Annotated in this window: 28 protein-coding genes, 3 tRNA genes, 1 pseudogene and 1 riboswitch; of the genes and pseudogenes, 21 read left to right on the top strand and 11 right to left on the bottom strand. The window is 40.5% G+C overall.

Translation table 11 applies throughout. The features are described from left to right. Positions 1–196 (top strand): transposase (locus tag HHO47_RS17840; protein ID WP_248291043.1); only part of this gene is annotated, 196 nt, incomplete at its 5' end. Positions 197–338: 142 nt separating this feature from the next. Here HHO47_RS17840 and galE read toward each other — a convergent pair. Beyond that, positions 339–1,352 carry a UDP-glucose 4-epimerase GalE gene (galE, locus tag HHO47_RS17835; RefSeq protein ID WP_169021511.1) on the bottom strand — a complete coding sequence of 338 codons (1,014 nt, stop codon included), beginning with the start codon at positions 1,350–1,352 and terminating at the stop codon, positions 339–341. Positions 1,353–1,600: 248 nt separating this feature from the next. Here galE and HHO47_RS17830 point away from each other — a divergent pair, with 248 nt between their 5' ends. Then, on the top strand, positions 1,601–2,098 hold the full coding sequence (locus HHO47_RS17830; RefSeq protein ID WP_169021510.1) for a DUF3016 domain-containing protein: 498 nt from the start codon (positions 1,601–1,603) through the stop codon (positions 2,096–2,098). A gap of 44 nt (positions 2,099–2,142) precedes the next feature. On the opposite strand, the gene HHO47_RS17825 is transcribed toward HHO47_RS17830, so the two are convergent. Further along, on the bottom strand, positions 2,143–2,433 hold the full coding sequence (locus HHO47_RS17825; RefSeq protein ID WP_145234613.1) for a prephenate dehydrogenase: 291 nt from the start codon (positions 2,431–2,433) through the stop codon (positions 2,143–2,145). Positions 2,434–2,504: 71 nt separating this feature from the next. Between HHO47_RS17825 and HHO47_RS17820 the strand changes: the two genes are divergently transcribed. After that, positions 2,505–2,714, top strand: a complete 210-nt coding sequence (locus tag HHO47_RS17820; RefSeq protein ID WP_169021509.1) for a hypothetical protein — start codon at positions 2,505–2,507, stop codon at positions 2,712–2,714. A gap of 9 nt (positions 2,715–2,723) precedes the next feature. On the opposite strand, the gene epmB is transcribed toward HHO47_RS17820, so the two are convergent. Beyond that, the gene (epmB, locus tag HHO47_RS17815) at positions 2,724–3,737 is read right to left on the bottom strand and encodes an EF-P beta-lysylation protein EpmB (RefSeq protein ID WP_169021508.1); all 1,014 of its coding nucleotides are present in this window, start codon (positions 3,735–3,737) and stop codon (positions 2,724–2,726) included. 40 nt (positions 3,738–3,777) lie between these two features. On the opposite strand from epmB, the gene efp reads away from it, so the two are divergent. Further along, positions 3,778–4,344 (top strand): elongation factor P, encoded by a 567-nt coding sequence (efp, locus tag HHO47_RS17810; RefSeq protein ID WP_145234620.1) that lies wholly within the window; start codon positions 3,778–3,780, stop codon positions 4,342–4,344. Positions 4,345–4,400: 56 nt separating this feature from the next. After that, positions 4,401–5,375, top strand: coding sequence for an elongation factor P--(R)-beta-lysine ligase (epmA, locus tag HHO47_RS17805; RefSeq protein WP_169021507.1), 975 nt, complete (start codon positions 4,401–4,403; stop codon positions 5,373–5,375). 72 nt (positions 5,376–5,447) lie between these two features. On the opposite strand, the gene HHO47_RS17800 is transcribed toward epmA, so the two are convergent. Continuing rightward, positions 5,448–7,556 (bottom strand): TonB-dependent receptor, encoded by a 2,109-nt coding sequence (locus HHO47_RS17800; RefSeq protein WP_169021514.1) that lies wholly within the window; start codon positions 7,554–7,556, stop codon positions 5,448–5,450. A 120-nt stretch (positions 7,557–7,676) separates the two neighbouring features. On the opposite strand from HHO47_RS17800, the gene HHO47_RS17795 reads away from it, so the two are divergent. The 8 genes from HHO47_RS17795 to HHO47_RS17760 all read left to right on the top strand — a co-directional run bounded on the left by HHO47_RS17795 (position 7,677) and on the right by HHO47_RS17760 (position 15,530). After that, positions 7,677–8,072: an acyl-CoA thioesterase gene (locus HHO47_RS17795; RefSeq protein WP_169021506.1), complete on the top strand. Its 396-nt coding sequence runs from the start codon at positions 7,677–7,679 to the stop codon at positions 8,070–8,072. A 114-nt stretch (positions 8,073–8,186) separates the two neighbouring features. Next, on the top strand, positions 8,187–8,588 hold the full coding sequence (locus HHO47_RS17790; protein ID WP_248291042.1) for an META domain-containing protein: 402 nt from the start codon (positions 8,187–8,189) through the stop codon (positions 8,586–8,588). A 56-nt stretch (positions 8,589–8,644) separates the two neighbouring features. Continuing rightward, positions 8,645–8,756: riboswitch (TPP riboswitch) on the top strand. Positions 8,757–9,072: 316 nt separating this feature from the next. Beyond that, complete coding sequence (thiC, locus tag HHO47_RS17785) at positions 9,073–11,025, top strand: phosphomethylpyrimidine synthase ThiC (protein WP_169021505.1); 1,953 nt, start codon at positions 9,073–9,075, stop codon at positions 11,023–11,025. A 148-nt stretch (positions 11,026–11,173) separates the two neighbouring features. Then, entirely contained in the window at positions 11,174–12,187 is a 1,014-nt protein-coding gene (locus HHO47_RS17780; RefSeq protein WP_169021504.1) for an FAD-dependent oxidoreductase, read from the top strand. A 20-nt stretch (positions 12,188–12,207) separates the two neighbouring features. Further along, entirely contained in the window at positions 12,208–12,405 is a 198-nt protein-coding gene (gene thiS / locus HHO47_RS17775) for a sulfur carrier protein ThiS (RefSeq protein ID WP_169021503.1), read from the top strand. 1 nt (position 12,406) lies between these two features. Further along, the gene (locus HHO47_RS17770; protein WP_169021502.1) at positions 12,407–13,225 is read left to right on the top strand and encodes a thiazole synthase; all 819 of its coding nucleotides are present in this window, start codon (positions 12,407–12,409) and stop codon (positions 13,223–13,225) included. Positions 13,226–13,238: 13 nt separating this feature from the next. After that, entirely contained in the window at positions 13,239–14,768 is a 1,530-nt protein-coding gene (thiE, locus tag HHO47_RS17765; RefSeq protein WP_169021501.1) for a thiamine phosphate synthase, read from the top strand. Positions 14,769–14,771: 3 nt separating this feature from the next. Next, positions 14,772–15,530, top strand: a complete 759-nt coding sequence (locus HHO47_RS17760) for a HesA/MoeB/ThiF family protein (RefSeq protein WP_169021500.1) — start codon at positions 14,772–14,774, stop codon at positions 15,528–15,530. A gap of 61 nt (positions 15,531–15,591) precedes the next feature. On the opposite strand, the gene asd is transcribed toward HHO47_RS17760, so the two are convergent. Together asd and rsgA are read right to left on the bottom strand one after the other, a co-directional pair. Beyond that, positions 15,592–16,458 (bottom strand): archaetidylserine decarboxylase, encoded by an 867-nt coding sequence (asd, locus tag HHO47_RS17755; protein WP_348981672.1) that lies wholly within the window; start codon positions 16,456–16,458, stop codon positions 15,592–15,594. A gap of 15 nt (positions 16,459–16,473) precedes the next feature. After that, positions 16,474–17,532, bottom strand: coding sequence for a small ribosomal subunit biogenesis GTPase RsgA (rsgA, locus tag HHO47_RS17750; protein ID WP_169021499.1), 1,059 nt, complete (start codon positions 17,530–17,532; stop codon positions 16,474–16,476). A 121-nt stretch (positions 17,533–17,653) separates the two neighbouring features. On the opposite strand from rsgA, the gene orn reads away from it, so the two are divergent. The 5 genes from orn (at position 17,654) to HHO47_RS17725 (ending at position 19,958) form a co-directional block, all read left to right on the top strand. After that, a complete protein-coding gene (gene orn / locus HHO47_RS17745) occupies positions 17,654–18,199 on the top strand; it encodes an oligoribonuclease (RefSeq protein WP_169021498.1) in 546 nt (181 codons plus the stop codon). A gap of 247 nt (positions 18,200–18,446) precedes the next feature. Then, a tRNA-Asp gene (locus HHO47_RS17740) sits at positions 18,447–18,516 on the top strand. Between the two features lie 181 nt (positions 18,517–18,697). Then, positions 18,698–18,773: transfer RNA gene (locus tag HHO47_RS17735), tRNA-Gly, on the top strand. A 47-nt stretch (positions 18,774–18,820) separates the two neighbouring features. Beyond that, positions 18,821–18,896 (top strand) — tRNA-Gly (locus tag HHO47_RS17730). Positions 18,897–19,139: 243 nt separating this feature from the next. Next, positions 19,140–19,958 carry a hypothetical protein gene (locus tag HHO47_RS17725; RefSeq protein ID WP_169021497.1) on the top strand — a complete coding sequence of 273 codons (819 nt, stop codon included), beginning with the start codon at positions 19,140–19,142 and terminating at the stop codon, positions 19,956–19,958. Positions 19,959–20,215: 257 nt separating this feature from the next. Here HHO47_RS17725 and HHO47_RS17720 read toward each other — a convergent pair whose 3' ends face one another. Together HHO47_RS17720 and HHO47_RS17715 are read right to left on the bottom strand one after the other, a co-directional pair. Next, on the bottom strand, positions 20,216–20,683 hold the full coding sequence (locus tag HHO47_RS17720) for a chemotaxis protein CheX (protein WP_169021496.1): 468 nt from the start codon (positions 20,681–20,683) through the stop codon (positions 20,216–20,218). 80 nt (positions 20,684–20,763) lie between these two features. Continuing rightward, positions 20,764–21,198, bottom strand: coding sequence for a transcriptional repressor (locus tag HHO47_RS17715; protein ID WP_169021495.1), 435 nt, complete (start codon positions 21,196–21,198; stop codon positions 20,764–20,766). Between the two features lie 93 nt (positions 21,199–21,291). Here HHO47_RS17715 and HHO47_RS17710 point away from each other — a divergent pair, with 93 nt between their 5' ends. Next, positions 21,292–21,912 (top strand): MarC family protein, encoded by a 621-nt coding sequence (locus tag HHO47_RS17710; protein ID WP_169021494.1) that lies wholly within the window; start codon positions 21,292–21,294, stop codon positions 21,910–21,912. A 104-nt stretch (positions 21,913–22,016) separates the two neighbouring features. After that, positions 22,017–22,487, top strand: a complete 471-nt coding sequence (locus HHO47_RS17705; RefSeq protein WP_169021493.1) for a hypothetical protein — start codon at positions 22,017–22,019, stop codon at positions 22,485–22,487. A 348-nt stretch (positions 22,488–22,835) separates the two neighbouring features. On the opposite strand, the gene HHO47_RS17700 is transcribed toward HHO47_RS17705, so the two are convergent. Genes HHO47_RS17700 through HHO47_RS19680 form a run of 3 tightly spaced genes read right to left on the bottom strand, consistent with a single transcriptional unit; the run spans position 22,836 to position 24,038 of the window. Then, the gene (locus HHO47_RS17700; protein ID WP_169021492.1) at positions 22,836–23,426 is read right to left on the bottom strand and encodes an imm11 family protein; all 591 of its coding nucleotides are present in this window, start codon (positions 23,424–23,426) and stop codon (positions 22,836–22,838) included. 19 nt (positions 23,427–23,445) lie between these two features. Next, positions 23,446–23,754 carry an AHH domain-containing protein gene (locus HHO47_RS19455; protein ID WP_348981673.1) on the bottom strand — a complete coding sequence of 103 codons (309 nt, stop codon included), beginning with the start codon at positions 23,752–23,754 and terminating at the stop codon, positions 23,446–23,448. Continuing rightward, positions 23,673–24,038 carry a hypothetical protein gene (locus HHO47_RS19680; protein WP_348981674.1) on the bottom strand — a complete coding sequence of 122 codons (366 nt, stop codon included), beginning with the start codon at positions 24,036–24,038 and terminating at the stop codon, positions 23,673–23,675. Before HHO47_RS19680 ends, HHO47_RS19455 begins: the two co-directional genes overlap by 82 nt. 349 nt (positions 24,039–24,387) lie before the next feature. On the opposite strand from HHO47_RS19680, the pseudogene HHO47_RS17690 reads away from it, so the two are divergent. Next, a pseudogene (locus HHO47_RS17690) lies at positions 24,388–24,503 on the top strand (ISAs1-like element ISPsesp1 family transposase); the annotation flags it as partial.

The following is a 24,503-nucleotide window of genomic DNA, read 5'->3' as shown; positions in this document are numbered from 1 at the left end:
TCCTCCCTACTCACCCGAGCTGAACCCCATTGAGCAAGTGTGGGCATGGATGAGAAATAGAGAGTTATCTAATCGTACATTTGCAAGTTATGACGATATTGTGGAGCAAGTAAGTAGGGCGTGGAATGTGTTTCGTTCAAATATTACTAATGTTAAGCATATGTGCTTTAGAGCATGGACAAATTTGATCACTTAATAAGTAGTATTGGTATAACGAGTATAGGTTGGTTGCCTTTTTGATAGGTGGTTAAATATAGATACTGTAAAAGAGTGGTAAACGAGATTTTTTATTTCAAAAAATATAAAAAACCAGCTGAATGAAGCTGGTTTAAGTTGAGCTATTTATACCCATTAGGGTTGCTGCTTTGCCAACGCCATGTATCTTGCATCATCACATCGATACCACGCTCTGCTTGCCAATCAAGTTCGCTAAGGGCTTTTTCAGGTGCTGCATAACAAGCTGCAATATCACCTGGGCGGCGAGGTGATACCTGATACGGAATATCTTTACCGCAGGCTTTGCTAAATGCGTTGAGCATTTGTAGCACCGAATAACCATTACCGGTGCCAAGGTTGTAAACATGGGCACCGGTATCTTGGTTTATTTTATTAAGTGCTTTTAAATGACCAAGCGCTAAGTCAACAACGTGGATGTAATCGCGCACACCTGTACCATCAACCGTATCATAGTCATCACCGAATATACCCAGCTGCTTTAATTTACCCACTGCCACTTGTGCTATGTAAGGTAATAAGTTATTTGGAATACCATTGGGATCTTCACCAATTAGGCCTGACTCGTGCGCACCTACGGGATTAAAGTAACGCAAAATTGCAAATGCAAAGCGCTCATCTGATTTAGCTATGTCTTGCAGCATCATTTCAACTATTAATTTGGAAGAGCCATAAGGGTTGGTTGTACCACCGACTGGGAAATCTTCACGAATAGGTAAGCTTGCTGGATCACCGTAAACTGTGGCGGATGAACTAAATACGAGTTTAAACACACCTGCATCGCGCATAGCATCAACGAGAGTTAGCGTACCTTGCACATTATTTTGGTAATACTCAATGGGTTTCATCATTGATTCACCGACAGCTTTTAAACCGGCAAAATGAATAACACTCTCAATCGTATGTTTTGTAAAAACGCTGGCCAAAAATGTTTTATCAAGGATGTCACCTTGATAAAAGTGCACAGTTTTACCAGTGATTTTTTTTACACGCTCAAGTGATTCCACACTCGAGTTGCTTAAATTATCGATGATAACAACATTATTATCTTGTTGTAATAATTCAACAACAGTGTGTGAGCCTATGTATCCCGCGCCACCTGTTACTAAAATTGTCATGAAATCTCCATATATAAGGTGAAGGTGTATAGTTGTAATTTCATCATAAATAGCACTTTAATACATGCTTTATCTGATCTTTTTGCTGTTCCATGATGTTGCGGTATCAATTAATCACAGTTAACTGGTTGCTGATCACATGTTTTAGGTAAATGATAACAATGATGGTGAATAGTATTAAGCTATAGTTAAGTTGTGAATGCTATTGTTTCAATTAGATTAGCCCTCAGGCATTTTGGAGATAGACAATGAATACATTTAAAAAAGTAGCGATGGCTATAGTAGTTATTCTGCCTGTATTTGCTCAAGCAGGTGAAGTTGTCGTTAAATGGCAAGACTTCAATGACTACCGTGATGTACGTCCTTCAAATGAACCGAAAGGCTCATACCATAAACATGTAGCGAGCAGTTTTGAAAAGCACTTTAATAAACTGGCAGAAAAGCTGCCTGAAGGGTATAAGTTTAATGTAGAAGTGACTGAGCTGGATTTAGCCGGTGATGTACGCTTTGGCGGTATGAATGATTTACGTATTGTAAAACCAATTTATTTTCCACGCATTGAGTTCCAATATTCGGTTACTGATAAAGACGGTAACGTGATTAGTCACAGCGATAAAGTCGAATTAAAAGATATGGGCTTTATGGATAAAATTAAAATGGGTCGTGATGAACAGTTTTACTATGATAAACGTTTGATCACTGATTGGTTTGATAAAGAATTACTGCCAGTCGTCATCCCAAGCTAAATTAACAGTAAAAAGCGCTACAGTTTAATGCTAGCGCTTTTTAGTTACTTGAACGTTGCTAGTAATTGCAGTAACTGTTGTAATTTAATAACAGTGGTTTTTAGCTTTTCTTCACTAAAACCTTCTGAACTTAAACTTTCTACATCTGCAGCTACATCTAATACATAAGGTTTGAAGCGCTTTGCTTCAAAGGTAAAACCAGCATCGGCAGGAAATAACGCTGTAAATTTACCTAAGCCCTGTTGTTGCAACTCATCTAACTTTTTATCTGCGTCAAGTGACTGACGATAAACAATTTTTAAGTTGGCATTGAGTTGTTCAATAATTGAATCCATTTTTTTCCTAAAGCTTTAGACCGCAATGCCGATATGATACGGGTAATAAGCTAAAAAGTCAGGTATGAGCTATGAATATATCAGGTGGAAATCTACCGGCCATGAGTGGCGCGGGTCAAAGTGGTGAAGTGTATAGTGCAGCATTGGCAAAAAGACAGCAAAAAGCGGATGGTGCAGCAGCACTGGCACTCATTGAAGGTGCCGCTAGTTCGAGTGCTGCACAAACTCCAGCTAAATCAGTCACAGCAACACTTGGCAATAACGTTAACGTATACGTTTAAGCCTCGTGTTTATAAAAGCTTGAGGTCAATCGGCGTTTTACTTTTTTGACCGCCGATTTCGCGCATCAGCTTTGGCACTAAAAATCCTGGCAATGCGATAAGCATTTCAGCCATGATTTTTCGTGCCTGTGATTCGTCGATATCAAAATGACTCGCTCCTTCAACTTTATCAAGTAAATATAAATAATAAGGCAGTACGTCGGCATCAAATAGCGCTTCGCTTAATGCGACTTGCGCTTCACTTGTATCATTTATATCCTTTAATAGCACCGCTTGATTGAGCAACGTGACACCTACCTTTTTGAGCTTTTGCATTGCTACTTTAAAATCATCATCAATCTCGTTGCCGTGGTTAATGTGATTAATAAATACAATTTTAAGCGGGGACTTTGCAAAACGTTCGCACAGTTGGTCAGTAACGCGAGATGGGATCACCACAGGAAGGCGGCTATGAATTCGCATTCGTTTAATTTGTGGCAATTGTTCAAGCTCATCCATAAACCAACTAATCGCATCGTCTTTGGCCATTAACGGATCACCACCACTTAAAATCACCTCGTTAATATTAGCATCCAATTTTATGTAATCGAGCGCTGCAATTAAGCTGCGTTTATTTAGCTGGTTTTCTTGGTATGGAAAATGGCGACGAAAGCAATAACGGCAATTAACGGCGCAACCGGTTTTAAACATCACTAAAACTCGGGATTTATATTTGTGTAATAATCCTGGTTGAGCGTTGTTTTGCTCTTTTAATGGATCTTTATCAAAACCTGTTTTAGCGATAAACTCTTGGTGGCGCGGCATGACTTGCAGCAATAATGGGTCATTTATATCGCCATAACGCATTTTTTTGATAAAAGGCATAGGCACACGTACCGGGAAAAGAGCGCGTGCTTTGAGGTGTTTTTCGTCGGCCATGCTTGATAAACCTAGCATTTCTAGCAAGGTGCGTGGGCAAGTAACAACATTAGCTAATTCTTTTTGCCAGTTTATATGCAAATTTGCTTCATTTCTTTGTATCATTGGTAGGTAGATTACTCGAAATTATTAGATAGAGGAAACGATGGCGAATTATAGCACCAACGAGTTCAAGGGCGGCCTAAAAATTATGATGGACGGCGAGCCTTGCAGTATTTTAGAAAATGAAATGGTAAAACCGGGTAAAGGCCAAGCGTTTAACCGTGTTCGTATTCGTAAACTTATCTCTGGCAAAGTCCTTGAAAAAACCTTTAAATCAGGTGAGTCAGTAGAGGGTGCTGATGTAATGGATACCGATCTTGCGTATCTTTACACTGATGGTGAGTTTTGGCATTTCATGAATAACGAAACATTTGAACAAATCGCAGCTGATGAAAAAGCGCTTGGCGATGCTGGTAAATGGTTAGTTGAAAATGATGTATGTACTATTACTTTGTGGAACGGCAATCCAATAGCTGTTGCACCGCCTAACTTTGTAGAGCTTGAGATCACTGAAACAGATCCTGGTCTTAAAGGCGACACCGCAGGTACTGGTGGTAAGCCAGCAACGCTAAGTACTGGTGCTGTTGTACGTGTACCATTATTCGTACAAATCGGTGAAGTAATTAAAGTTGACACCCGTAACGGTGAATATGTAAGCCGTGTTAAGTAACTTTAATAGGGCTTAATAAATCCCAGCTGAAGCTGGGATTTTTTTTTGGAGAAAATATGTTAGCAGATCTTTGGCAACCAAGCGCACAAGTAAATACTTTGGCAAAAAGAGCCGCAATTTTACGTACTATTCGGGAGTTTTTTTATCAACGTCACGTTATGGAGGTTGATACGCCTAGTTTAAGTGCAGCCAGTGTTACTGATGTTCATTTAGCTAGTTTTCAAACACAGTTTATTGGCCCCGGTTTCGCTAAAGGCTTACCGCTTTACTTACAAACATCACCAGAGTTTGCCATGAAGCGATTATTGGCAGCTGGCAGTGGTGCTATTTACCAAATTTGTAAGGCATTTCGTAACGAAGAGGCGGGCAGTCACCATAATCCTGAGTTTACCATGTTGGAATGGTATCGCCCTGGGTTTGATGAGTTTGCGCTGATGGATGAAATTAATGAATTAATGCAGCTTATCTTAAATGTTCCACCTGCAGAGCGTTTAAGCTATCAAGAGGCTTTTACTCAAGCATTAGGACTTGATCCGCTCAATGCCACTCTTGAACAGTTACAAGCACTTGCCTGTGCACAGGGGTTTGCAGGTATCGCTAAGCATGAAACTCACCGTGATACATTACTACAATTATTATTTTGTATGAAAGTTGAGCCAACAATTGGCCAGCAAAAGCCTTGTTTTATTTATTACTTTCCTGCTTCGCAAGCGGCACTGGCGAGTATTTGTGAGCATGATACTAGGGTCGCGGGGCGGTTTGAGCTTTATTATCAGAATATGGAGCTGGCGAATGGTTTTAATGAGCTCACCGATGCACAGGAGCAAGCTAAACGTTTTACTGAAGATAATGCATGCCGTAAAGCGAATAACTTAACACAAGTACCTATGGACACGCGTTTAATTGCCGCTCTTGAGCATGGTTTACCACAATGTGCAGGGGTGGCATTAGGGGTTGATAGGTTAGTGATGTTAGCAACGCAAAAAAACACGATAAAAGAAGTCATCGCATTTGATGTAGATAGGGCTTAGTAGGTTTAAGACTCAAGAAAAGGTAAAAGTAATCTTACTTTTACCTTTAAACTTGTTCCTTGAGACTCGTTTTTATAACTCGTAAATAAAGGTGACGCCGGCAACCATTGGTTCGCCAAGCTGAGTGTAGGTATGAGTTGCATAACCATCACGTGGGTCGTTACCAAATTCAAAACCACGTGTTGGCACTTCTTCATCAAACACGTTACGTGCCCAAGCGCGAATTGACCATTGCTCAGCCTCGTAACCAGCAGTTAAATTAACTAGATTAACATTGGACGCTTGTGAATTGTGGCTATCAGAAAAGTAATAGTCGTCTTTACCTTCAATACCTACCGTAGCAAATAACTCATCAGTAAAGTTATAACGAGCGGTAAATGCGTACTGGTATTTAGGTGCTTGAGCTTGCTCACGACCGTCTTGATCTAATGGAGGTGAATAGAAGCTTGTTCTAGCTACATAATCATTAATCTTAGTATCTAAATAACCAACACTACCAGTAAAAAATAAATCATCGGTTAGCTGGTAGCTGCCTTCAATTTCTAGACCGTAGTTCTCACCAGATCCTGCATTATCAAAATAGCTAGTAAAGTTTTGACCTTCTACCAACCAAGACTTTAATTGCATGTCTTCACGGTACATATAAAATGCCGCTAAACGCAGCACAAATTTGTCATCGAGAGAACTACCTTTCACGCCGAACTCACCATTCCATAAGTATTCAGGTTCAAAGGTTGTGTGTTGTTTAAAAAAGTCGGCTCCAAGCTCGAATTCTTGTGCTTTTGCGAGCGCTTCAGAGTTAATCCCTCCTGCTTTATAACCACGGGTTAAACTAGTATAGATCATCGTACGGTCAATCACTTGGTATTCAAGTGCTAGCTTACCACCGACCATGACATCGTCAGTATCAACAATAAATCCATTGCTATCAGTGTAATCACCTTGGTATTGCTCAACTCGCAAGCCAGTGATTAAGGTGGTTTTCGAGTTGATTGGGATTGCTAGTTGACCGTACATAGCGACATTGTTCACTTCATACGTTGAATTAAAGGCTTCTAGTTCAGAAAATTTTCTACGCTGGCGATCCAGATCTACGTCTCTTTCTTGATAATAAATTCCAGCCACCCAATCGCGAGACTTACCATTGAATTGTAATTCAGCAGTTTTATCTTTGCGGTCACGATAATAAGAATCTTGGTAGCTATAACCATCGGGGTGTAGTCCTGCACCACATAACTGCGGCTTATTAATATCGTTACATACCCAGTCTTCATCAAAGCTATAAACTAAATCACTATCAATACCTGATAAGTTTAAACTGACATCAAACCAATCAAAGCCCGTGTAAATATTGGCAAGGCCTACGGCAATACTTTCTTGGTTATCTTGGCCTGGTTCATCAGCTACACTATTACGGCTATTATCAAGCGTAAATGCATCATAGCCGTTATTGATATCAATATAATGAACGCTTAATTCAGTGCGCAAGTGATCGGTAAGTTGGCTGTGTAGTTTAAAACGACTAACCAGTTCATCTTGTTGTTGTGTTGACTCGTTTAAATATAGGTTATTAACATAACCATCAGACTCACGTTGATAAATACTAGCGCGCACTGCGGTGCTGTCTGTAATACCAATACCTGCGGCAACACCCGCTTCATAACTGTTGTAGTTACCTGCGCCAAGCTGCACTTTGACACTTGGGTCAAAAGTTGGATCGGCTGATTCCATTTGGATAATACCAGCGATGCCATCAGCACCAAAACGAGTACCTTGCGGACCGCGATAAATCTCAACTTGGTTAACATCAAATAATAGTGAACTGCCGCCTAGGCCTGAATAATTAATGCCATCAATCACTAAGCCAACAGAAGGGTTAATAGGGTCAACAAATTGTGAGCGCATTCCCACGCCACGAATTTGGATGTAACGGCCACGAGATGCACCCGAGGTAAAATTTACATTGGCGGCATTGGCAAGCATTTCGTCTAAAAAACTAGCACCTCGGTCATTAATTTCGCGTTCGCTAAATAAACTGGCACTGGCACTAAGGGTTTGAATGCTTTCTTTTTGAAAGTCTCCGGTGACGAGTATTTTTTCAAGATCGGTATCTTCAGCAAAAGCTGGGGCGCTTATCAAAGGTAAAAGCGCGGCAGTAATTAAAGACAGGCGTAGTTTCATTCTATTACTTAACTCCATTTTAAGGACTTTCATGATAGCAACTATTCTCATTAAAGTCGTGATACTAGTTATATTTATGTGCTATAAACGCGCACAGTATACATAATAAGGAATACAAATATGACCTTTAAAGTTGATTTTAAGGTACGCGACTACGAATGTGATTTACAAGGCATTGTAAATAATAGTGTGTATTTTAATTATCTAGAGCATGCGCGTCATGAATTCTTGCATGCAAATGGGGTTGACTTTGCTCAGCTTACTCGCGATAAAATTAATTTAGTCGTAATGCGTAGCGAGATGGATTATAAGCAATCATTAATGCCCAGCGATGAATTTTATGTTGCTGTAGAGCCTGAGCGTATTAGTCGTTTAAAGTTTGGCTTTCGACAAACTGTGGTACGAAAGCGTGATAAAAAAATAATGTTAAAGGCACTGGTGATTGGCACTGCTGTAAATGAGCGAGGTCGGCCATTTTTGCCAGCACAAATAGATCGGCTGTTCACAAACGCGTAAATTGTCTTTTTACTATCTTAGAACATTTTTTTACATTAAAAACATGCATTATTAACGGTATAAACTGTTATTTATTGTTATCATATTACAATTGAGTTTTAGGTTAGTAATGACATGAAATTAGCAGCAATTCCGATGCTTATAATCGGTTTATGTATTGGCTGTTCATCGACAGGGACAGTCACCAGTGAGCAATTAAAATACACTAAGTGGCAACTATCACGGGTTGATGGTTTAGCAATCCCTGCATCATATTCAGCATCATTAAGTTTTATTGAAGCTTTGCAAGTAAATGGTTTTGCTGGTTGTAATAAATTTTTTGGAGAAGGTCAACTTGATGATAACCATTTAACGGTGAATAAATTAGGCATGACCCGTAAATCATGCGGAGATGAGTTAGATGCGTTTGAGCAGCAATTTTTAAATGCGTTGAAGCAGGGTGTGCCGTTACAAATCCAAAATCAACAATTGCTTTTAAGTGGCGAACAGACATTTGCGTTTATTCCTGCAAGTTAATCCCTTGCAGGCTAATTACATCTAACGTACACTCGTCAACGAACAATATATAGAATTTTTACTTGTCGGAGTGCCTTGAGTTTTTAACTTAAAGGCTGAGATCGCGAAAGCGGGATCCGTGAACCTGATCAGGCTAACACCTGCGTAGGGAACAAGCTGCCTAAAACGGGTGCTTGTGCGCCAGTTTGGCGTATAATACCAATCGACTTAAATATTTAGCCATTCTAGCGTGCTAAATAAAGCGCTAACTGCGTTATAAATTTCTCATGTAGAATAACTACATGTCAAAATTTATGCCTTGTTATCACTCTATTTATCTGTTGCTATAAATGACTAATAACTTAACACGATTGGTATAAGCACTGTGGCTGCCAAGGTTGGGTGTACTTTTTTGTAACACCAATCTACGATCCATGTAGCATTTGCTACTCTCTATTGCATTGCAATATCTGACAAGACAACCCTTTTAGCAATGAGGTAAGTCATGTCAAACACATCAAATAAACCGTCTCGCCGAGAAACTCGTGCGGCTGCATCAGATTATATTTATAACCTTACCGGGCAACCATTTCCAAGTTCACACAAAGTTTATGTACAAGGTATGCAAGATAATGTGCGCGTTGGTATGCGTGAAATTACCCTAAGCGATACCTTTATTGGTGGCACTGATGAACACCCCGTGTATGAATCAAATGCGCCACTGCGTGTTTATGATACCTCAGGCCCATACACAAATCCTGATTTTACTCTGGATGTTCGCAAAGGGCTGGATAAGTACCGCGAACAGTGGATTGAAAGCCGCGGTGATACTGAAATATTAGAATCAGTGACCTCACAATTTTCGCAGCAGCGTATGGCTGATGAGGGCTTAGATCACATTCGTTTTGAGCACCTTCCTAAAATTCGTCGTGCTAAAGCGGGCAAAAATGTCACGCAAATGCATTATGCTCGCCAAGGTATTATTACCCCTGAAATGGAATATGTAGCGATCCGTGAAAACATGGGTCGAGCACAAATTCAACAAGAACTGTTAGCACAGCAGCATAAAGGCGAGTCGTTTGGTGCAAGTATCCCTGAATTTATTACCCCTGAATTTGTACGAGATGAAATTGCCCGTGGTCGTGCGATTTTACCTAACAACATTAATCACCCAGAAACCGAACCAATGATTGTAGGGCGCAATTTCTTAGTGAAAGTGAACGCTAATATCGGCAACTCATCAGTCAGCTCATCAATTGAAGAAGAAGTTGAAAAAATGGTGTGGTCAACCCGTTGGGGTGCTGACACAGTTATGGATTTATCAACAGGTCGTTATATTCATGAAACCCGTGAATGGGTGGTGCGTAACTCGCCGGTGCCAATTGGTACTGTGCCAATTTATCAAGCGCTGGAAAAAGTAAATGGCGTGGCAGAAGACCTGACATGGGAAATTTTCCGCGATACCCTAATTGAACAAGCTGAGCAAGGCGTTGATTACTTTACTATTCATGCCGGTGTATTATTGCGTTATGTACCAATGACCGCTAAACGCGTTACCGGTATTGTGTCACGCGGCGGTTCAATTATGGCTAAATGGTGTTTAGCGCATCATAAAGAAAACTTTTTATATACTCACTTTGAAGATATTTGCGAAATTTTAAAGCAATACGATGTGTGTTTCTCATTAGGAGATGGCCTGCGTCCTGGTTCAATTGCGGATGCTAACGATGAAGCGCAATTTAGCGAGTTACGTACTTTAGGAGAGCTTACCAAAATAGCTTGGAAACACGATGTACAAGTGTTTATTGAAGGTCCTGGGCATGTGCCAATGCATATGATCAAAGCCAATATGGAAGAGCAAATTAAGCATTGTGATGAAGCGCCATTTTATACGCTTGGACCACTGACTACCGATATCGCCCCAGGTTATGACCATATCACTTCAGGGATTGGTGCGGCGCAAATTGCATGGTATGGCTGTGCAATGCTCTGTTACGTAACGCCAAAAGAGCACTTAGGTTTACCAAATAAAGAAGACGTAAAAGAAGGTTTGATCACCTATAAAATTGCTGCTCACGCTGCCGATTTAGCGAAAGGTCACCCAGGCGCTCAAGAGCGCGATAATGCCCTATCAAAAGCGCGTTTTGAGTTCCGCTGGCATGACCAATTTAATATTGGTTTAGACCCCGTTCGCGCGCGTGAATACCATGATGAAACACTGCCACAAGAATCTGGCAAAGTGGCACATTTTTGTTCTATGTGTGGACCAAAATTCTGCTCAATGAAAATCACCCAAGAAGTACGAGAGTACGCTAAAGATCTTGAAGCTAGGGGCATAGATCCTAATAACGTGGGTGATGCTATTGAGATCAAAATGGTCGATGTTGAAGCCGAGATGCAAGCTAAATCAGCTGAGTTTAAACAAACCGGCTCAGAGATTTATCACAAAGCGATATAAGCGAAGGAGCTAGGTGCTAGGAAGAGATTAGGCTCTAGCATATTGTTAACCTAGAACCTAGAACCTAGAACCTAGAACCTAGAACCTAGAACCTAGAACCTAGAACCTAGAACCTAGAACCTAGAACCTAGAACCTATAGGGATTCTTATGTCTTACAATATTGCGGTAATTGGCTTTGGTTTAACGGGGCGTTTAGCCGCGCTTGAACTGAGCTTAAAGCATAATGTCACTGTTTATGAAGCGGGGGATGAGCAAGCACTGGATAGTGCCGGGAGAGTCGCGGCTGCGATGCTTGCGCCACTGGCTGAATCGGTGTTATGTGAGCAAGACTTAGCTTTGCTAGGGCTGGACTCAATTGCGCGTTGGCCAAATATTTTAGCGCAGCTTGATGGTGAAGTGTTTTTTCAGCAGCAAGGTTCCTTAGTGGTGGCTCATCAACAAGATAAGGGCGACCTGCAAAGCTTTATACAACGCTTAAAACCTTTGGCTGAGCATCAAGGGCATCAGTTAACGGGTTTGCAAATTAGTGAATTAGAGCCAGAACTTGCAGGACGCTTTAATCAAGGTGTGTATTTACCTTGTGAAGGACAAATTGATAATCAGGCTTTTTATCAAGCGAGCTTTAATACTCTGAAACAGCGAAAGGTGAGCTTTAAATTTGCACAAAAGATCGATGTAGGTTGTGAAGAATTAAAGCAATCATTTGATTATATTATTGATTGCCGTGGTCTTGGTGCTAAAAGCACAGTCTGTAAGCTGCGAGGAGTACGTGGCGAGGTAGTGCGTTTGTATGCCCCTGAGGTTAATTTAACTCGTCCGGTGCGGCTAATGCATCCGCGTTATCCAATTTATATCGCGCCTAAACCTAATCATCAGTATGTGATTGGGGCGACAGAAATTGAATCACAAGATAATGGCCCAGCGACGGTTCGTTCAACCCTTGAGTTGTTATCGGCAGCGTACACGGTACATAGCGGCTTTGCTGAAGCTCGCGTGTTAAATATTCAAACCGGTTTGCGTCCTGCTTTTAGAGATAACCGTCCGCAAGTAACGCAACAACACCAGGTGATCAGCATTAATGGCTTATATCGTCATGGCTACTTGCTTGCGCCGAGTTTAGTGGCCGATGCCGTGGCACGGATAAATTATGGCTTACTATAAAAATAAGTATGAAAATAAGTATGAAAATAACAATTAATGGTCAACATTTTGAGTTGGCAAATTACGGTAACTTAACCCAAGCATTACGCGAATTTGCCGCGAAAGAACCTTTTGCGGTTGCGGTTAATGGTCAATTTATCCCGCGTAGTCAGTGTGATACATACTTACTTAACGAAGGTGATAGCATTGAATTACTATCACCAATTCAAGGTGGCTAATATGAGTGGTGTACTATCAGATAGTTTTAGTATTTATGGTGAGCAGTTCACTAGTCGGTTATTAATTGGTTCGGCATTGTATCCGTCACCAGCGATTATGGCAGATTCTATAGTCGCCTCGGGTGCGCAGGTGGTGACTGTGTCATTACGACGCCAGCAAAGTGCCGCCGCAGGAGATGATTTTTGGCAATTGATCAAAGATACGGGGTTAAAAATATTACCCAATACAGCAGGTTGTCACAGTGTAAAGGAAGCCGTTACGCTTGCGCAAATGTGTCGCGAAGTGTTTGCCACCGATTGGATCAAGCTAGAGTTGATCGGCGATGACTATAACCTACAACCGGATCCGTTTGCATTACTTGAGGCAACTAAAATATTGTTGGCTGAAGGGTTTAAGGTGTTACCTTATTGCACCGACGATTTAGTACTATGCCAACGTTTGGCTGATGCGGGATGTGAAGTGCTAATGCCATGGGGAGCGCCGATTGGCACAGGTAAAGGGTTATTAAATCAATATAATTTAAAAACCATTCGGGAGCGCCTACCTGATACCACATTGATTGTTGATGCTGGCCTTGGCTTACCATCACACGCCTGCCAAGCGCTTGAATTAGGTTATGATGCGGTGTTATTAAACTCAGCTATTGCAGGGGCGGGCTGTCCTGTTACCATGGGTCATGCATTCAAAACAGCCGTTGATGCGGGTCGTTTTGCTTACCGAGCGAAGGCGATGCCAGAAAAAGACGTCGCTGCGCCATCGACCCCCACTATGGGTATGCCTTTTTGGCATCAAGAATTTGGTATTAAGAATAAAAATTAGGAAATACGTAATTATGAATCATGTTGTTTGGACAATTGCTGGCTCTGACTCTGGCGGTGGTGCAGGTATTCAGGCGGATATTAAAGCGATGCAAAGTTTTGGTGTCCATGGCTGCACAGCTATCACCGCATTGACTGCGCAAAATAGCTTAGGTGTTGAAGCACTTAACCCGATTTCAACCGAGGTTATTGAATCGCAACTACTCGCTCTTGAAAGCGACATGAAAGCCCGCGTTATTAAAATTGGTATGTTGGCTAATGTGCAGCAAATTCAATTGATCAGTGAGCATCTAAAGCATTATAAAGCCACTTGGCCGGTTGCGCCTTTGGTCGTATATGATCCGGTGGCAATTGCCAGTAGTGGTGACTTACTTACCGAAGAAGATACGGTTAGCGCAATTAAAGAATGCTTATTACCGCTGGTGGATGTGATCACCCCAAACACTCATGAGACTCAGTTATTGACTGGCGTGTATTTAATTGGCCCCGGTGCTGTCAAAGAGGCCGCAGCCAAATTACAAAGTTGGGGCGCAAAAGCGGTGGTGATCAAAGGGGGGCACTGGGATTATCCAAGTGGTTATTGCATTGATTATTGTATAGATGGCTGCATCAATGAAGGGAACGAATACTGGCTCGGTAATGAAAAAATTCAAACCCCTCATAATCATGGCACCGGGTGTAGTATGGCGTCGGTGATTGCTGCCTGTTTAGCGAAAGATTACCCATTAAAAGATGCTTTTATCTTAGCGAAAGCGTATATCAACCAAGGTTTAAAAGCGGCTGTACGCTATGGCGAAGGGATTGGTCCTGTGGCACAAACGAGCTTCCCAGAAAATCTTGCTGATTATCCGCAAGTAATAGAGGCAGGCAGTTGGCTTGGTGATGAGCTAGATTTTGAACAACCGAATGAGTTTACGATGGCGGCAGGCTTTACTGAGTGTGCAAGTAAACAGCTTGGTTTATATGCAGTAGTTGATACTCTCGACTGGTTAGAAAAGTGCTTAGCGCAAGGGGTTAAAACCGTACAGCTAAGAATGAAAAATGGCACTGAAGTCGAGCTTGATCAAGCGGTTGCAGCGGCGGTTACGCTTGGTAAAAAGTATGACGGTAACGTGTATATAAATGATTATTGGCAGCTAGCTATTAAGCATGGCGCTTATGGCGTTCACTTAGGGCAGGAAGATTTGCTTGAAGCTAACTTGGTTGCCATTAAAGAGTCCGGCATGCGATTAGGGCTTTCAACTCATGGTTTTTATGAAATGCTACGCGCTCATAATTACCGCCCGAGTTATATGGCGTTTGGCGCTATTTATCCAACCACGACCAAAGATATGACAGGGCATATTCAAGGGCTTAAAAAGCTCAAACATTTTGTGCCATTAATGCAAGATTACCCAACCGTTGCCATTGGTGGTATTGATTTAGCGCGAGCCAGTGATGTGGCTGCAACTGGCGTTGGTAGTGTGGCAGTGGTAAGAGCCATCACAGAAAGTGATGATTACCAACAAGCTATCGCCGATTTACAAAGCGCTTTGAGCCATTAACTAATGGTTGAGTTATCTGGCAAAGAGCAGCTGCGTTATAGCCGTCATTTAATGCTCAAAGAAGTGGGGCTTGAAGGGCAGTTAAAATTAAAAGCAGCCCATATCGTGGTAGTTGGCGCAGGTGGCTTAGGCAGCCCTGCGTTGCTGTATTTAGCTGCCGCTGGTGTTGGCGTATTAACCTTGTTAGATAACGACAAAGTTGAGCTTTCCAACTTACAGCGCCAAGTGCTCTATAAAGTGAATCACTTAGGGCAAGATAAGGTCAGTGCTGCGAGGAAAGTATTAGGTAGCTTAAATAATCAAATCAAGATCAATGCAATAAGCGCAAAACTAACTGCTGATAATGCCCAACAGATATTTTCAGGCGCTACTTTAGTACTTGATTGCAGCGATAATTTTAACACTCGCTATGTGGTGAATAGGCAATGCTTGGCATTGGGCATTCCGCTTGTTTCTGGGGCGGCAATAGCAAGCGAAGGTCAGCTGATGTGTTTTGATTTTCGCCAGTCTCAAAGCCCTTGCTACGGCTGCTTATTTGGTGAACAACCACAACAGCAAACGCTTAATTGTAGTAATGCAGGCGTGCTAAGTCCGTTGTTAGGTGTGATAGGTTCGATGCAGGCATTACTGGCGGTTAACATAGTGCTTGGTCATCACCAAGGAAGTCAGTTTATTCGTTTTGATGGGTTAAGTTTAGCGCAGCAGCAGTTTCAATTAACTAAAGCACCAGCGTGTTCAGAGTGTGCTGTACAAAGCGATTAAATAAAAAGCGCGAAATGACTCTAGCCTTTTCGCGCTTTTTATTAAATCTAGTCGTTAACTATCAATCATCAATCTTAGCGAATGGTGTGCCCATGCGAGTCACAGTGCCCGGTTTTTGATCATCAAGGATGTCTGCTTTATCTGCACCCCAAGCTAAAATAACCGTTGAGCCTAACTTAAATCGACCCATCTCTGCACCCTTTTTCAAGGTAATGGCGTTTTCACCTGAGGTTTTGTAGTTCCAGCTAAATACATCTTTTCCCGCTGGTGGCGTTACCGTACCTGCCCAAATAGTTTCGATGCTGGCTACAATCGTTGCTCCTACTAATACCATGGCAAGCGGGCCAATTTCAGTGTCGAAAATAGCGACTACGCGTTCGTTACGTGCAAATAAGTTTGGCACATTTTGCGCGGTAAGCGGGTTCACAGAGAATAAATCACCGGGGACATAAATCATTTTGCTCAAGGTACCGTCAATTGGCATATGAATTCGATGGTAGTCTTTTGGCGCCAAATAAATAGTTGCAAAGTCACCACCTAAAAATGGCGCTGTATCTTGCTCTGAGCCGCCAAGTAGTGCTTGTAAGCTGTAGTCATGGCCTTTAGCTTGAATTAGCTGACCTTCAACAATTGGGCCTAACTGGCTAATTGCACCATCTACTGGATGAGCAATGATGTCATTATCTGCTGTTAATGGGCGCACACCGTCTTTTAGTGGGCGAGTAAAAAATTCATTAAAGGTTTTATAATGAGCTGGGTCGCTATATTGTGCTTCACTCATATCTATTTTGTATTGTTTAATGAATAGTTTGATCAAGGTTGTGGTTAATGCACCGGCTTTTGCTGCGGCTAATTTACCTACCATGCGCGATACAAAGTGTTTTGGCATTGCGTATTGCATTGCGATTTTGAATTTATCTAAACTCACTGACTTCTTCCTAATTTATACGCGCGGAGCACGAGCTCCGGCACGGCCATCGGCCATTGTTTCTAAAATTCTGTGGTAACTATCAAAACGTAGTTGCGAAATATCACCATCATCAACTGCTTGGCGAATGATACAACCAGGATCGTTTAAATGCTTGCAGTCTCGAAAACGACAGCCACCGATAAACTCACGAAATTCTTTAAAGCACCAAGTCACACGTTCAACATCTAAGTGCCATAAACCAAACTCACGAATACCAGGGGAATCAATTAAGTTACCGCCTGAAGGTAAATGGTGAAGTCGTGACACGGTTGTTGTGTGCTGGCCAAGACCGCTGTTTTCAGAGACTTCTTTAGTGAGTATTTCAGCATCAGGTAAAACAGTATTCACTAAGGTTGATTTACCCACACCACTTTGACCAACAAAAATACTGTTTTTATCAACTAAGGTTTCTTTTAGTGCATTAATGCCGTAACCGGTTTTATTACTGACTAGTAATACTTGATAATCAAGTTTACGGTAAATATCGAGCACTTGGTTAATGTCTGCTAAGCCTTGCTGGTCAATCAAGTCTATTTTATTGAGCACTAAAATAGGCTCTATACCCATGTCTTCACAGGCAATTAAATAGCGGTCGATAATGCTTGGCGTAAACTCTGGTAATACTGCTGACACCATTAGAATTTGGTCAATGTTGGCAGCTATGACTTTTACCCCGTCGTAAAAATCAGGGCGTGTTAATTGCGAGCGGCGATCGTGCATCGCTTCGATTACACCAGCTAAATCACCTTCACTGACTTTGGTGCGGCGAAATTGTACTTCGTCACCACAAACAATGCCTTTAACGGTGCGGCGTATATTACAACGCAGTACATCGCCGTTATCGGTTTCGATGTCAGCATGTTGACCAAACCGACTGATCACCACTGCATTTTCCGCAGCGCCCAAATTGTCAGTTTGCCATTGCGCTAATGTACCTTTAGTCGAGGTAGTATCAGCGTTAGACAAGCGCTTTTGGTGATTAGCCTTGATCCGGCGGGATTGGCCTTTACTTAATTTCTTCTGTTTTGCCACTTGAGGCCTATAACCTTAGTTAAATGTCGGCTTTTTTATAAAAAAGCTTTAGCTCGACGATTGATGCTAATATGATATAACTAAATGCGTTGGATCTAAAGGAAAGCACCGCTTAGGTATTATGACTATTAATCAATCAAATTTAATTTGGCTCGATCTTGAAATGACAGGGCTCGAGCCCGAGACCGATAAAATACTTGAAATCGCCACCGTTGTCACTGACGCTGAGTTAAACATCTTGGCTGAAGGGCCAACTATTGCTATTCATCAAAGTGATGAGTTGCTAGATGGCATGGATGAATGGTGTACTACTCAACATGGCCAGTCAGGGTTAACCGCCCGTTGTAAAGCAAGCACATTCACAGAACAAGATGCTGTAGAGCAAACGTTGGCATTTTTAAAGCAATGGGTTCCTGAGGGGGCTTCACCTATGTGTGGTAATTCAATAGGCCAAGATAGGCGCTTTATGAATAAATACATGCGTGAACTTGAAGATTACTTCCATTATCGTAATTTAGATGTCAGCACAATTAAAGAACTTGCGCGACGCTGGAAACCAGAAGTGTTAGCGCAAGTGAATAAAAAAGGATCACACCTTGCTCTTGATGATATCAAAGATTCCATCATGGAATTAAAAGTCTACCAAGAAAAATTCTTTAATTTGTAAAAAACACTTGCAAACACATCGGATTATTGTAGAATCCTGCCCCGCTTAAGACGATAACCCCCGCGGGGTTAGTGTGCTTGAGTAATTTGAATGCGGCATTAGTTCAGTTGCCGGAACGTTCACCGCGACCTGTCGCGGACCAACGGAAAAATTACTGACTATTTTGAATGCGGCACTAGCTCAGTTGCCAGAACGTTTACCGCGACTTGTCGCGGACCAACGGACAAATTACTGACAATTTTGAAATGCGGCACTAGCTCAGTTGGTAGAGCGCGACCTTGTCGAGGTCACGAGTTCGAGCCTCGTGTGCCGCTCCAATTTCTCACCAAAGAAATTGCAGCAAGTTTCAAATTAAAAGCTATAAACTTTTTTAGAACCTAGAACCTAGAACCTAGAACCTAGAACCTAAAAATTATAATGCGGCACTAGCTCAGTTGCCAGAACGTTTTACCGCGACTTGTCGCGCACCAACGGACAAATTACTGACTATTTTGAAATGCGGCACTAGCTCAGTTGGTAGAGCGCGACCTTGCCAAGGTCGAGGTCACGAGTTCGAGCCTCGTGTGCCGCTCCAATTTCTAACAAAAGAAATTGGAGTAATTTTAAAGTGAAAAATATTATGCGGTACTAGCTCAGTTGGTAGAGCGCGACCTTGCCAAGGTCGAGGTCACGAGTTCGAGCCTCGTGTACCGCTCCAATCTCTTTAAGTAAACATCCAATCTCTATTAATTCACTAGCAGATAAACACATGTCGTCATCTAAAAGACGTTCTAAGCGTTATGTTTAAGGCTTTAGCTGATTTCTAAGAGACACACGGCTTCCCACATCAATTTAGTGTATTCAGTCCGTTTATCAGCCACTTTAAGTTTTATATTTTTTGAGTAATTCCCTTTTTTTTGCTATTGTAAAATATGGGAATAACTCAAAAGGGAATTTATTTATGAAATATTTAATGTTAATGGGTTTTGTTTTTATTTCATTCGGAGCATTTTCTGCGCCTTTAGATGATTGTGATAAACCTAACCAGCCTGACCACTATTATGAGGTGTGTCCAATAAAGGTGTTAATCACAGGTAAAAGTAAAATTGAAGGTGAAGAAGAGTTATTGATATCAGGCAAAATGTTTGAAGTAAAATATTATGCTTCACTATTTACAGAGACAAAAAAGCAAGGAGCATTGACGCTTAGTACTAAGAAAAATGTGAAGGTAAATAAATTAGATATTAATTTACGTTTTGAAGATTGCGATCAAAAAAATTGTAACTTAAGTGATTACAAAGAACATTTACAGCATCTAGTTGGAGATATAAGCATTTTTTTTAAAGCAATGGTTGGAAATGCGAATAGAAAGAAAATTGAGGATAATCTTAAAAATAGACTATTGGAGCTAGATCGCTCCATTTCATTTTCTGATATCACCACAGCTGTTGACCTTTTTTTAAAAGCTAGTAATAAGCCTGTATTTTTTAAGTTTTTGAATCCGCATGGGAATGTTATCGCATACATACGTGCCGATATAGATTTAAATGGGTATGTAAAGCTTTCTGAATTTATTTATAGAGTCGTAGAGGGAAATGAAACAAGCTGGTTGGGGAATAGAGACTATGACTTAAATGCCAGTGATGCTATGTGGGACTTTTTGTGGGAAAGACAATTAAGAAGAGTTAAAAGATGTGTAAACACGATTGTTCAAGTTAGAAACATGAATGGTAATCTAGAAAGTTTTCCAAGCACTCAGTGTTGGTATATATACAACTAAAAAAAGCTAAGATGGATACTGTTTTCTAGTTAAAAACTCGCTTATAGCGGGTTTTTATTTTCAGCCCCTAAACCACCTACTTCAGTAGATGGTAAACGAAGAAACAATACGAAGATATGTCAGGCATCAGCAGAAAGGGGGAGACAAGAGCAAGCTCCGTTAACTCTGGAGTAAACAACGCTCCCTTTTAGGGGGCTAATTCAAAACCACCTTCTTTAGAAGGTGGATCTTTAATTGAATGGTTTTTTGCAACCAACTCATATTTTATCGAAACTAACTTCGATATTGGCATTACCGGCATCAGAGGTAAATGGGATTAATATTTTTGGCCCTTCACTTTTATGCGTTATGGTATGACCGTTACCAGACACAACGATTGGTGTAGCCATATTAAAGTCATAGCCTTTTTCACCAAGTAGATTTTTTGCCCCACCAGTAACCATATTGGTAATTTCACCAACCATATCAGTTACTTCTTCATTTATTGAATCTGGGCGTTCACCAAGCATTCTTTCCATAATAGTAAGTGCAAGGTTCTCATCAAATGTGATCGAAAATGAACCTTTAGTTTGTGGTCCTACCATGCCAATTAATCCCGAAACGTCGCCACAGGCAACTTCATCTTTTTTTACTTTCGGCTTGCCCGGTTTTAGTTCGGTTTGCGCCATAGTGCTGAGCACATTTAATAAAGATGATAAAAAAGGATTGATGAACTCTACATTCATTATTGTTGATCCCTCGAATTTAGCAGTTTAACTGCGGTTATACGTTAAAGTGTAGAGAGTTATTTTAGCTCTGCACTTAATTATTCTTTACAACTCCCACATTTACCATGGGCTTCAATAGTTTGCCCAGATACAACGAAACCACTCTCAGCAGCAAGATTATTAAGTTCATGCGAAATCACGCTAGAGTGCAACTCTTTGACAAAACCGCAATTATCACAAATTAATAATTGTACAGGGTGAATATGATCAAAATGATGACACAACATAAATGCGTTAGTACTTTCAATTTTGTGAATAAAACCTAATTCAGCTAAAAAGTCTAAGGCACGGTAAATTGTGGCTGGTTTTGCTCCTGATTCAGTGAGTTTTAGTTGCTCTAATAAATCATAAGCGCCAACTCCGCCTTGCGCACTGGCTAATAGGCGAAATACTTTTTCACGAATTGGAGTGAATCGCGCACCACGATTGTCACATACTTGTTTGGCTTTACTAACGAGTGATTCTATTTTCATCTTCTCTTATCCTTACGCTACCGTGATATACTAACATACTGTATTGTAGTTGCAGCGTTTTTATTAGACAGTTTTATTCTAGGAAGGCTAACAATGAATGAATTATTAGCAGTATTTATTTTCTTTTTTGCGGTTATCGATCCAATCGGTACTGTACCTGTTTTTATAGCCTTAACACGCGGTGATAGTGATAAATTCAAACGTAAAGTCGCGTTGAAAGCTGTTCTGGTATCTGCTGGAGTATTATTGTTTTTTGTTGTCGCTGGAGAGCTACTTTTAAATGCTATCAATATCCCCTTGTCAGCGTTTCAAATCGCAGGTGGTATCGTGTTATTACTGTTCGCTTTGTCGATGATCTTTGGTGAAAGTAAACCTGAAATGGAAATTAAAAGTGTACGGGATAGCACTGAAACGGCCATTTTCCCTTTAGCTATCCCATCAATCGCCAGTCCAGGCGCGATGCTTGGTGCTGTATTGATGACTCGTAATACTGAATACACATGGGTTGAGCAGTTAATTACTTCATCAATGATGTTAGCTGTACTTGCTGTAGTACTTACTCTGTTACTGTTGGCAACCCATGTTCACAAATTAATAGGTGACAGTGGGGCGAGTATCGTCAGCCGGATCATGGGTTTGATCCTTTCATCAGTTGCGGTGACAAATATACTCGACGGGATAGCCCACTATTTTGGATTACAAGTATTTGCATAAAGACTGTGTAGCGCTGTGAAATAACAATTGTCATATATATTTTTGAATTATTGCCTAGAATTACCTAGATTAAATATAACGTAATAAAATTTAAGGAGTGAAAAATGTTATTAAAAAAGATTATCTTATGCGGTTTCCTCGCTTTGGGGTTAACGGCCTGCGTAGAACCGCCTCAAAGTGAAATGAAGGTTATTCAAGTGACTGACTATGATTTTAGCCATAATGACAATCATGCTGTTACCGTATATTTCGGTCATACGGGAGGAGATCATTACACCTTTACCTTATTACGAGATGAAATTAAAGAAGGAATGTTTATCGAATCTTCCGCTAAAAATGCGCCTAATCTAGTGTTCGATGCCAGTTGGGCTGGGGAATATTATGTACAGTCAGCTAAGCATGATACTCATTCATCTTTAAAAATACTTGAGCTAAATAATGAAGCTAAAGTTGCTAAATTTGAAGTCGCAGCACGTCTAGTTAACCCCAAGCAAAAAAATGATTATATAAGTTTAGAAAAAACTACAATTACAGTGCAAGGTCAGCACTTTGATAATCTAACAAAATCGTTTTAAGTATATTATCTAAAGCGCAGCATACATTTTGTTGCTGCGTTAAATAACTCAATCTCTGCTACAGACAAACAACAATTGGCTTACAATTGAAGCTCGGCTTTGATTTGTGTAAAATGTAGCACCTTCCAATGAGGGATAACTCTTATACCTATATATTATCTGAGGATTTTACTTTGAATAGACGTTTTTCTGTGGCACCTATGCTTGATTGGACTGATAAGTAAGTATTTAAAGGGTTTAAGTGATGTGAGGGTGCTTATTGGGGGCTCGTAAATTAAAAGGGGGACTGGTAAACATATATTTTCCAGTCCCCCCCTTTTAAACAGAGTAATACATAATAGCTACTTACTATTTTGTTTCAATTTCGATAAAGTCTAAGCCCGTTAAGTCATTTTCTTTTATTAATTGATATAAACTGTTTTCGGCGTCCGTAGTAAAGTACCTAAGTGTTGTATCTTTTGTTCTAAATAAGGCAGTATTATTAATTTTCGCTTTATCCATTACCAAACGCTTAAAGCGTCTTGTTCTGCTAACTTGACCGCGCTTATTATAATTAAACTCTGTAAGGTCATGATCTACCGCATCTTCAAAACCTAATAAGTTTAAAGCAAACCAACGCTCACCTTTTAAATCACATTCTAGATATTCCACATTATCGCCTAAATGAGGTTCTAAAATGTTTTTAGCTTTTTGCGAAAGTACAAAAGACGTTGCCCCTAAGCCAGCAATATCAGGAATTTCTAACCCCAAATCTTTGTTTGAATCATGAATTAACCAATTGATACCTAGAGTACGCCAGTCATCAAGCATTGATGAACCATCAAAGGTAAGAATCTCATTCTGGGTTAGCTGCATGGTTTGTTCGAACCCCGTTTCATTTAAGTAAAGATACTTATCAGGATTAATCGTGAAACGGTAAACCTTATCTATATTCGGCATATATATACTCTTGTAATTATTATTCAATTATAGAATGTAATGGAAACTGACCATCCTGCATATCATCCGCTATATCTCTTAGTGTATCTACTATACCGCGGTGGCCTAAGCCCTCTAAAACCGATTCTTCTATCAAAAATTCTACATTTAAATAGTATTTTTCGGTATGTACTGTGCTATGTGCATAAGCATTAGGTAAGGATTTCATTGGAATGTGTGCTTTATGAAGTGGTAAATATACACCATTTACTTCGTTATCGATGTCAATACCGAAAGCTGCCAATCGTAATCTTGCTTTACTCGCCCGTTGGTCATTCCATGAAACGATATGATGAGCAGCAGTACTACCTGGGCGCTCACCTCTCCCAGTACTTTGCATATTTTCAGCAAGTTTTTTTTTGAATGGGCCTTCATATGCTCCCACTGTATAGAGCGGGAGTATTTCAAATCATCTTCTGTGATAAGCCCTTGTCGGAACCGCACAGAATCAATGACTATATTGCGATAGTAAATAGATAAAGCTTTAGCTTTAGCATCAATTGGATTACCCGTAACAGACATTATATCTTGTTCAATCTGTTGGACTGTTACTTCTTCATATGGTTGGCTCATTATAAATCCTTTTAAAGTGTTATTACGCGCTAATCCTTCAGAATATAATAATTGAAGTAAATTGCCCACCCATTTAAAAAAGTTTATTAGAATATGAGGTTGAGTATGTAGAGCATTCATTATATTTAGCGGGCTAAGCTAGAAAGATACTCCCATAACTTAAATAAAAATTATCCTAAGGTCAGATTTTTTCTATGCATTCTAATCGACTGGCCAACAACACCTTCAACGCTATATTCATCATACTCAGTTATTTTCACTGCAGGGTGATCGGCAGGGCAGGATCATACTTTGTAAATATTTATAATTTATGATCTAATACTATAAATTTCATAACCTTATATTCCTTATGTCCTTATTCTCCCATTTAGAACTTGTAAAAGATAACCGCTCAACTATCAACCAGCATCATAATCTTGTCGATGTGCTTTTCCTTATTATTAGTGCTGTAACGTCTGGGTGCGA

The sequence above is a fragment of the Pseudoalteromonas arctica genome (assembly GCF_012927645.1).
Taxonomy (GTDB): Bacteria; Pseudomonadota; Gammaproteobacteria; order Enterobacterales; family Alteromonadaceae; genus Pseudoalteromonas; species Pseudoalteromonas arctica_A.
The sequence above is the reverse complement of the archived record's forward strand: the minus strand, read 5'-3'. Positions and strand labels throughout refer to the sequence as shown.

Bases quoted from the DNA above. Each gene is read 5' to 3' on its own strand.
- orn (WP_169021498.1), top strand. From the start codon at position 17,654: ATGACTATTAATCAATCAAATTTAATTTGGCTCGATCTTGAAATGACA.
- HHO47_RS17800 (WP_169021514.1), bottom strand. From the start codon at position 7,556: ATGAAACTACGCCTGTCTTTAATTACTGCCGCGCTTTTACCTTTGATA.
- thiE (WP_169021501.1), top strand. From the start codon at position 13,239: ATGAATCATGTTGTTTGGACAATTGCTGGCTCTGACTCTGGCGGTGGT.
- HHO47_RS17825 (WP_145234613.1), bottom strand. From the start codon at position 2,433: ATGGATTCAATTATTGAACAACTCAATGCCAACTTAAAAATTGTTTAT.
- epmA (WP_169021507.1), top strand. From the start codon at position 4,401: ATGTTAGCAGATCTTTGGCAACCAAGCGCACAAGTAAATACTTTGGCA.
- HHO47_RS17720 (WP_169021496.1), bottom strand. From the start codon at position 20,683: ATGAATGTAGAGTTCATCAATCCTTTTTTATCATCTTTATTAAATGTG.
- HHO47_RS17705 (WP_169021493.1), top strand. From the start codon at position 22,017: ATGTTATTAAAAAAGATTATCTTATGCGGTTTCCTCGCTTTGGGGTTA.
- galE (WP_169021511.1), bottom strand. From the start codon at position 1,352: ATGACAATTTTAGTAACAGGTGGCGCGGGATACATAGGCTCACACACT.
- thiC (WP_169021505.1), top strand. From the start codon at position 9,073: ATGTCAAACACATCAAATAAACCGTCTCGCCGAGAAACTCGTGCGGCT.
- HHO47_RS17715 (WP_169021495.1), bottom strand. From the start codon at position 21,198: ATGAAAATAGAATCACTCGTTAGTAAAGCCAAACAAGTATGTGACAAT.
- HHO47_RS19680 (WP_348981674.1), bottom strand. From the start codon at position 24,038: ATGAGCCAACCATATGAAGAAGTAACAGTCCAACAGATTGAACAAGAT.
- efp (WP_145234620.1), top strand. From the start codon at position 3,778: ATGGCGAATTATAGCACCAACGAGTTCAAGGGCGGCCTAAAAATTATG.
- epmB (WP_169021508.1), bottom strand. From the start codon at position 3,737: ATGATACAAAGAAATGAAGCAAATTTGCATATAAACTGGCAAAAAGAA.
- HHO47_RS17760 (WP_169021500.1), top strand. From the start codon at position 14,772: ATGGTTGAGTTATCTGGCAAAGAGCAGCTGCGTTATAGCCGTCATTTA.
- thiS (WP_169021503.1), top strand. From the start codon at position 12,208: ATGAAAATAACAATTAATGGTCAACATTTTGAGTTGGCAAATTACGGT.
- HHO47_RS17830 (WP_169021510.1), top strand. From the start codon at position 1,601: ATGAATACATTTAAAAAAGTAGCGATGGCTATAGTAGTTATTCTGCCT.
- HHO47_RS17700 (WP_169021492.1), bottom strand. From the start codon at position 23,426: ATGCCGAATATAGATAAGGTTTACCGTTTCACGATTAATCCTGATAAG.
- HHO47_RS17820 (WP_169021509.1), top strand. From the start codon at position 2,505: ATGAATATATCAGGTGGAAATCTACCGGCCATGAGTGGCGCGGGTCAA.
- HHO47_RS17795 (WP_169021506.1), top strand. From the start codon at position 7,677: ATGACCTTTAAAGTTGATTTTAAGGTACGCGACTACGAATGTGATTTA.
- HHO47_RS17780 (WP_169021504.1), top strand. From the start codon at position 11,174: ATGTCTTACAATATTGCGGTAATTGGCTTTGGTTTAACGGGGCGTTTA.
- HHO47_RS17790 (WP_248291042.1), top strand. From the start codon at position 8,187: ATGAAATTAGCAGCAATTCCGATGCTTATAATCGGTTTATGTATTGGC.
- HHO47_RS17770 (WP_169021502.1), top strand. From the start codon at position 12,407: ATGAGTGGTGTACTATCAGATAGTTTTAGTATTTATGGTGAGCAGTTC.
- HHO47_RS17725 (WP_169021497.1), top strand. From the start codon at position 19,140: ATGAAATATTTAATGTTAATGGGTTTTGTTTTTATTTCATTCGGAGCA.
- HHO47_RS17710 (WP_169021494.1), top strand. From the start codon at position 21,292: ATGAATGAATTATTAGCAGTATTTATTTTCTTTTTTGCGGTTATCGAT.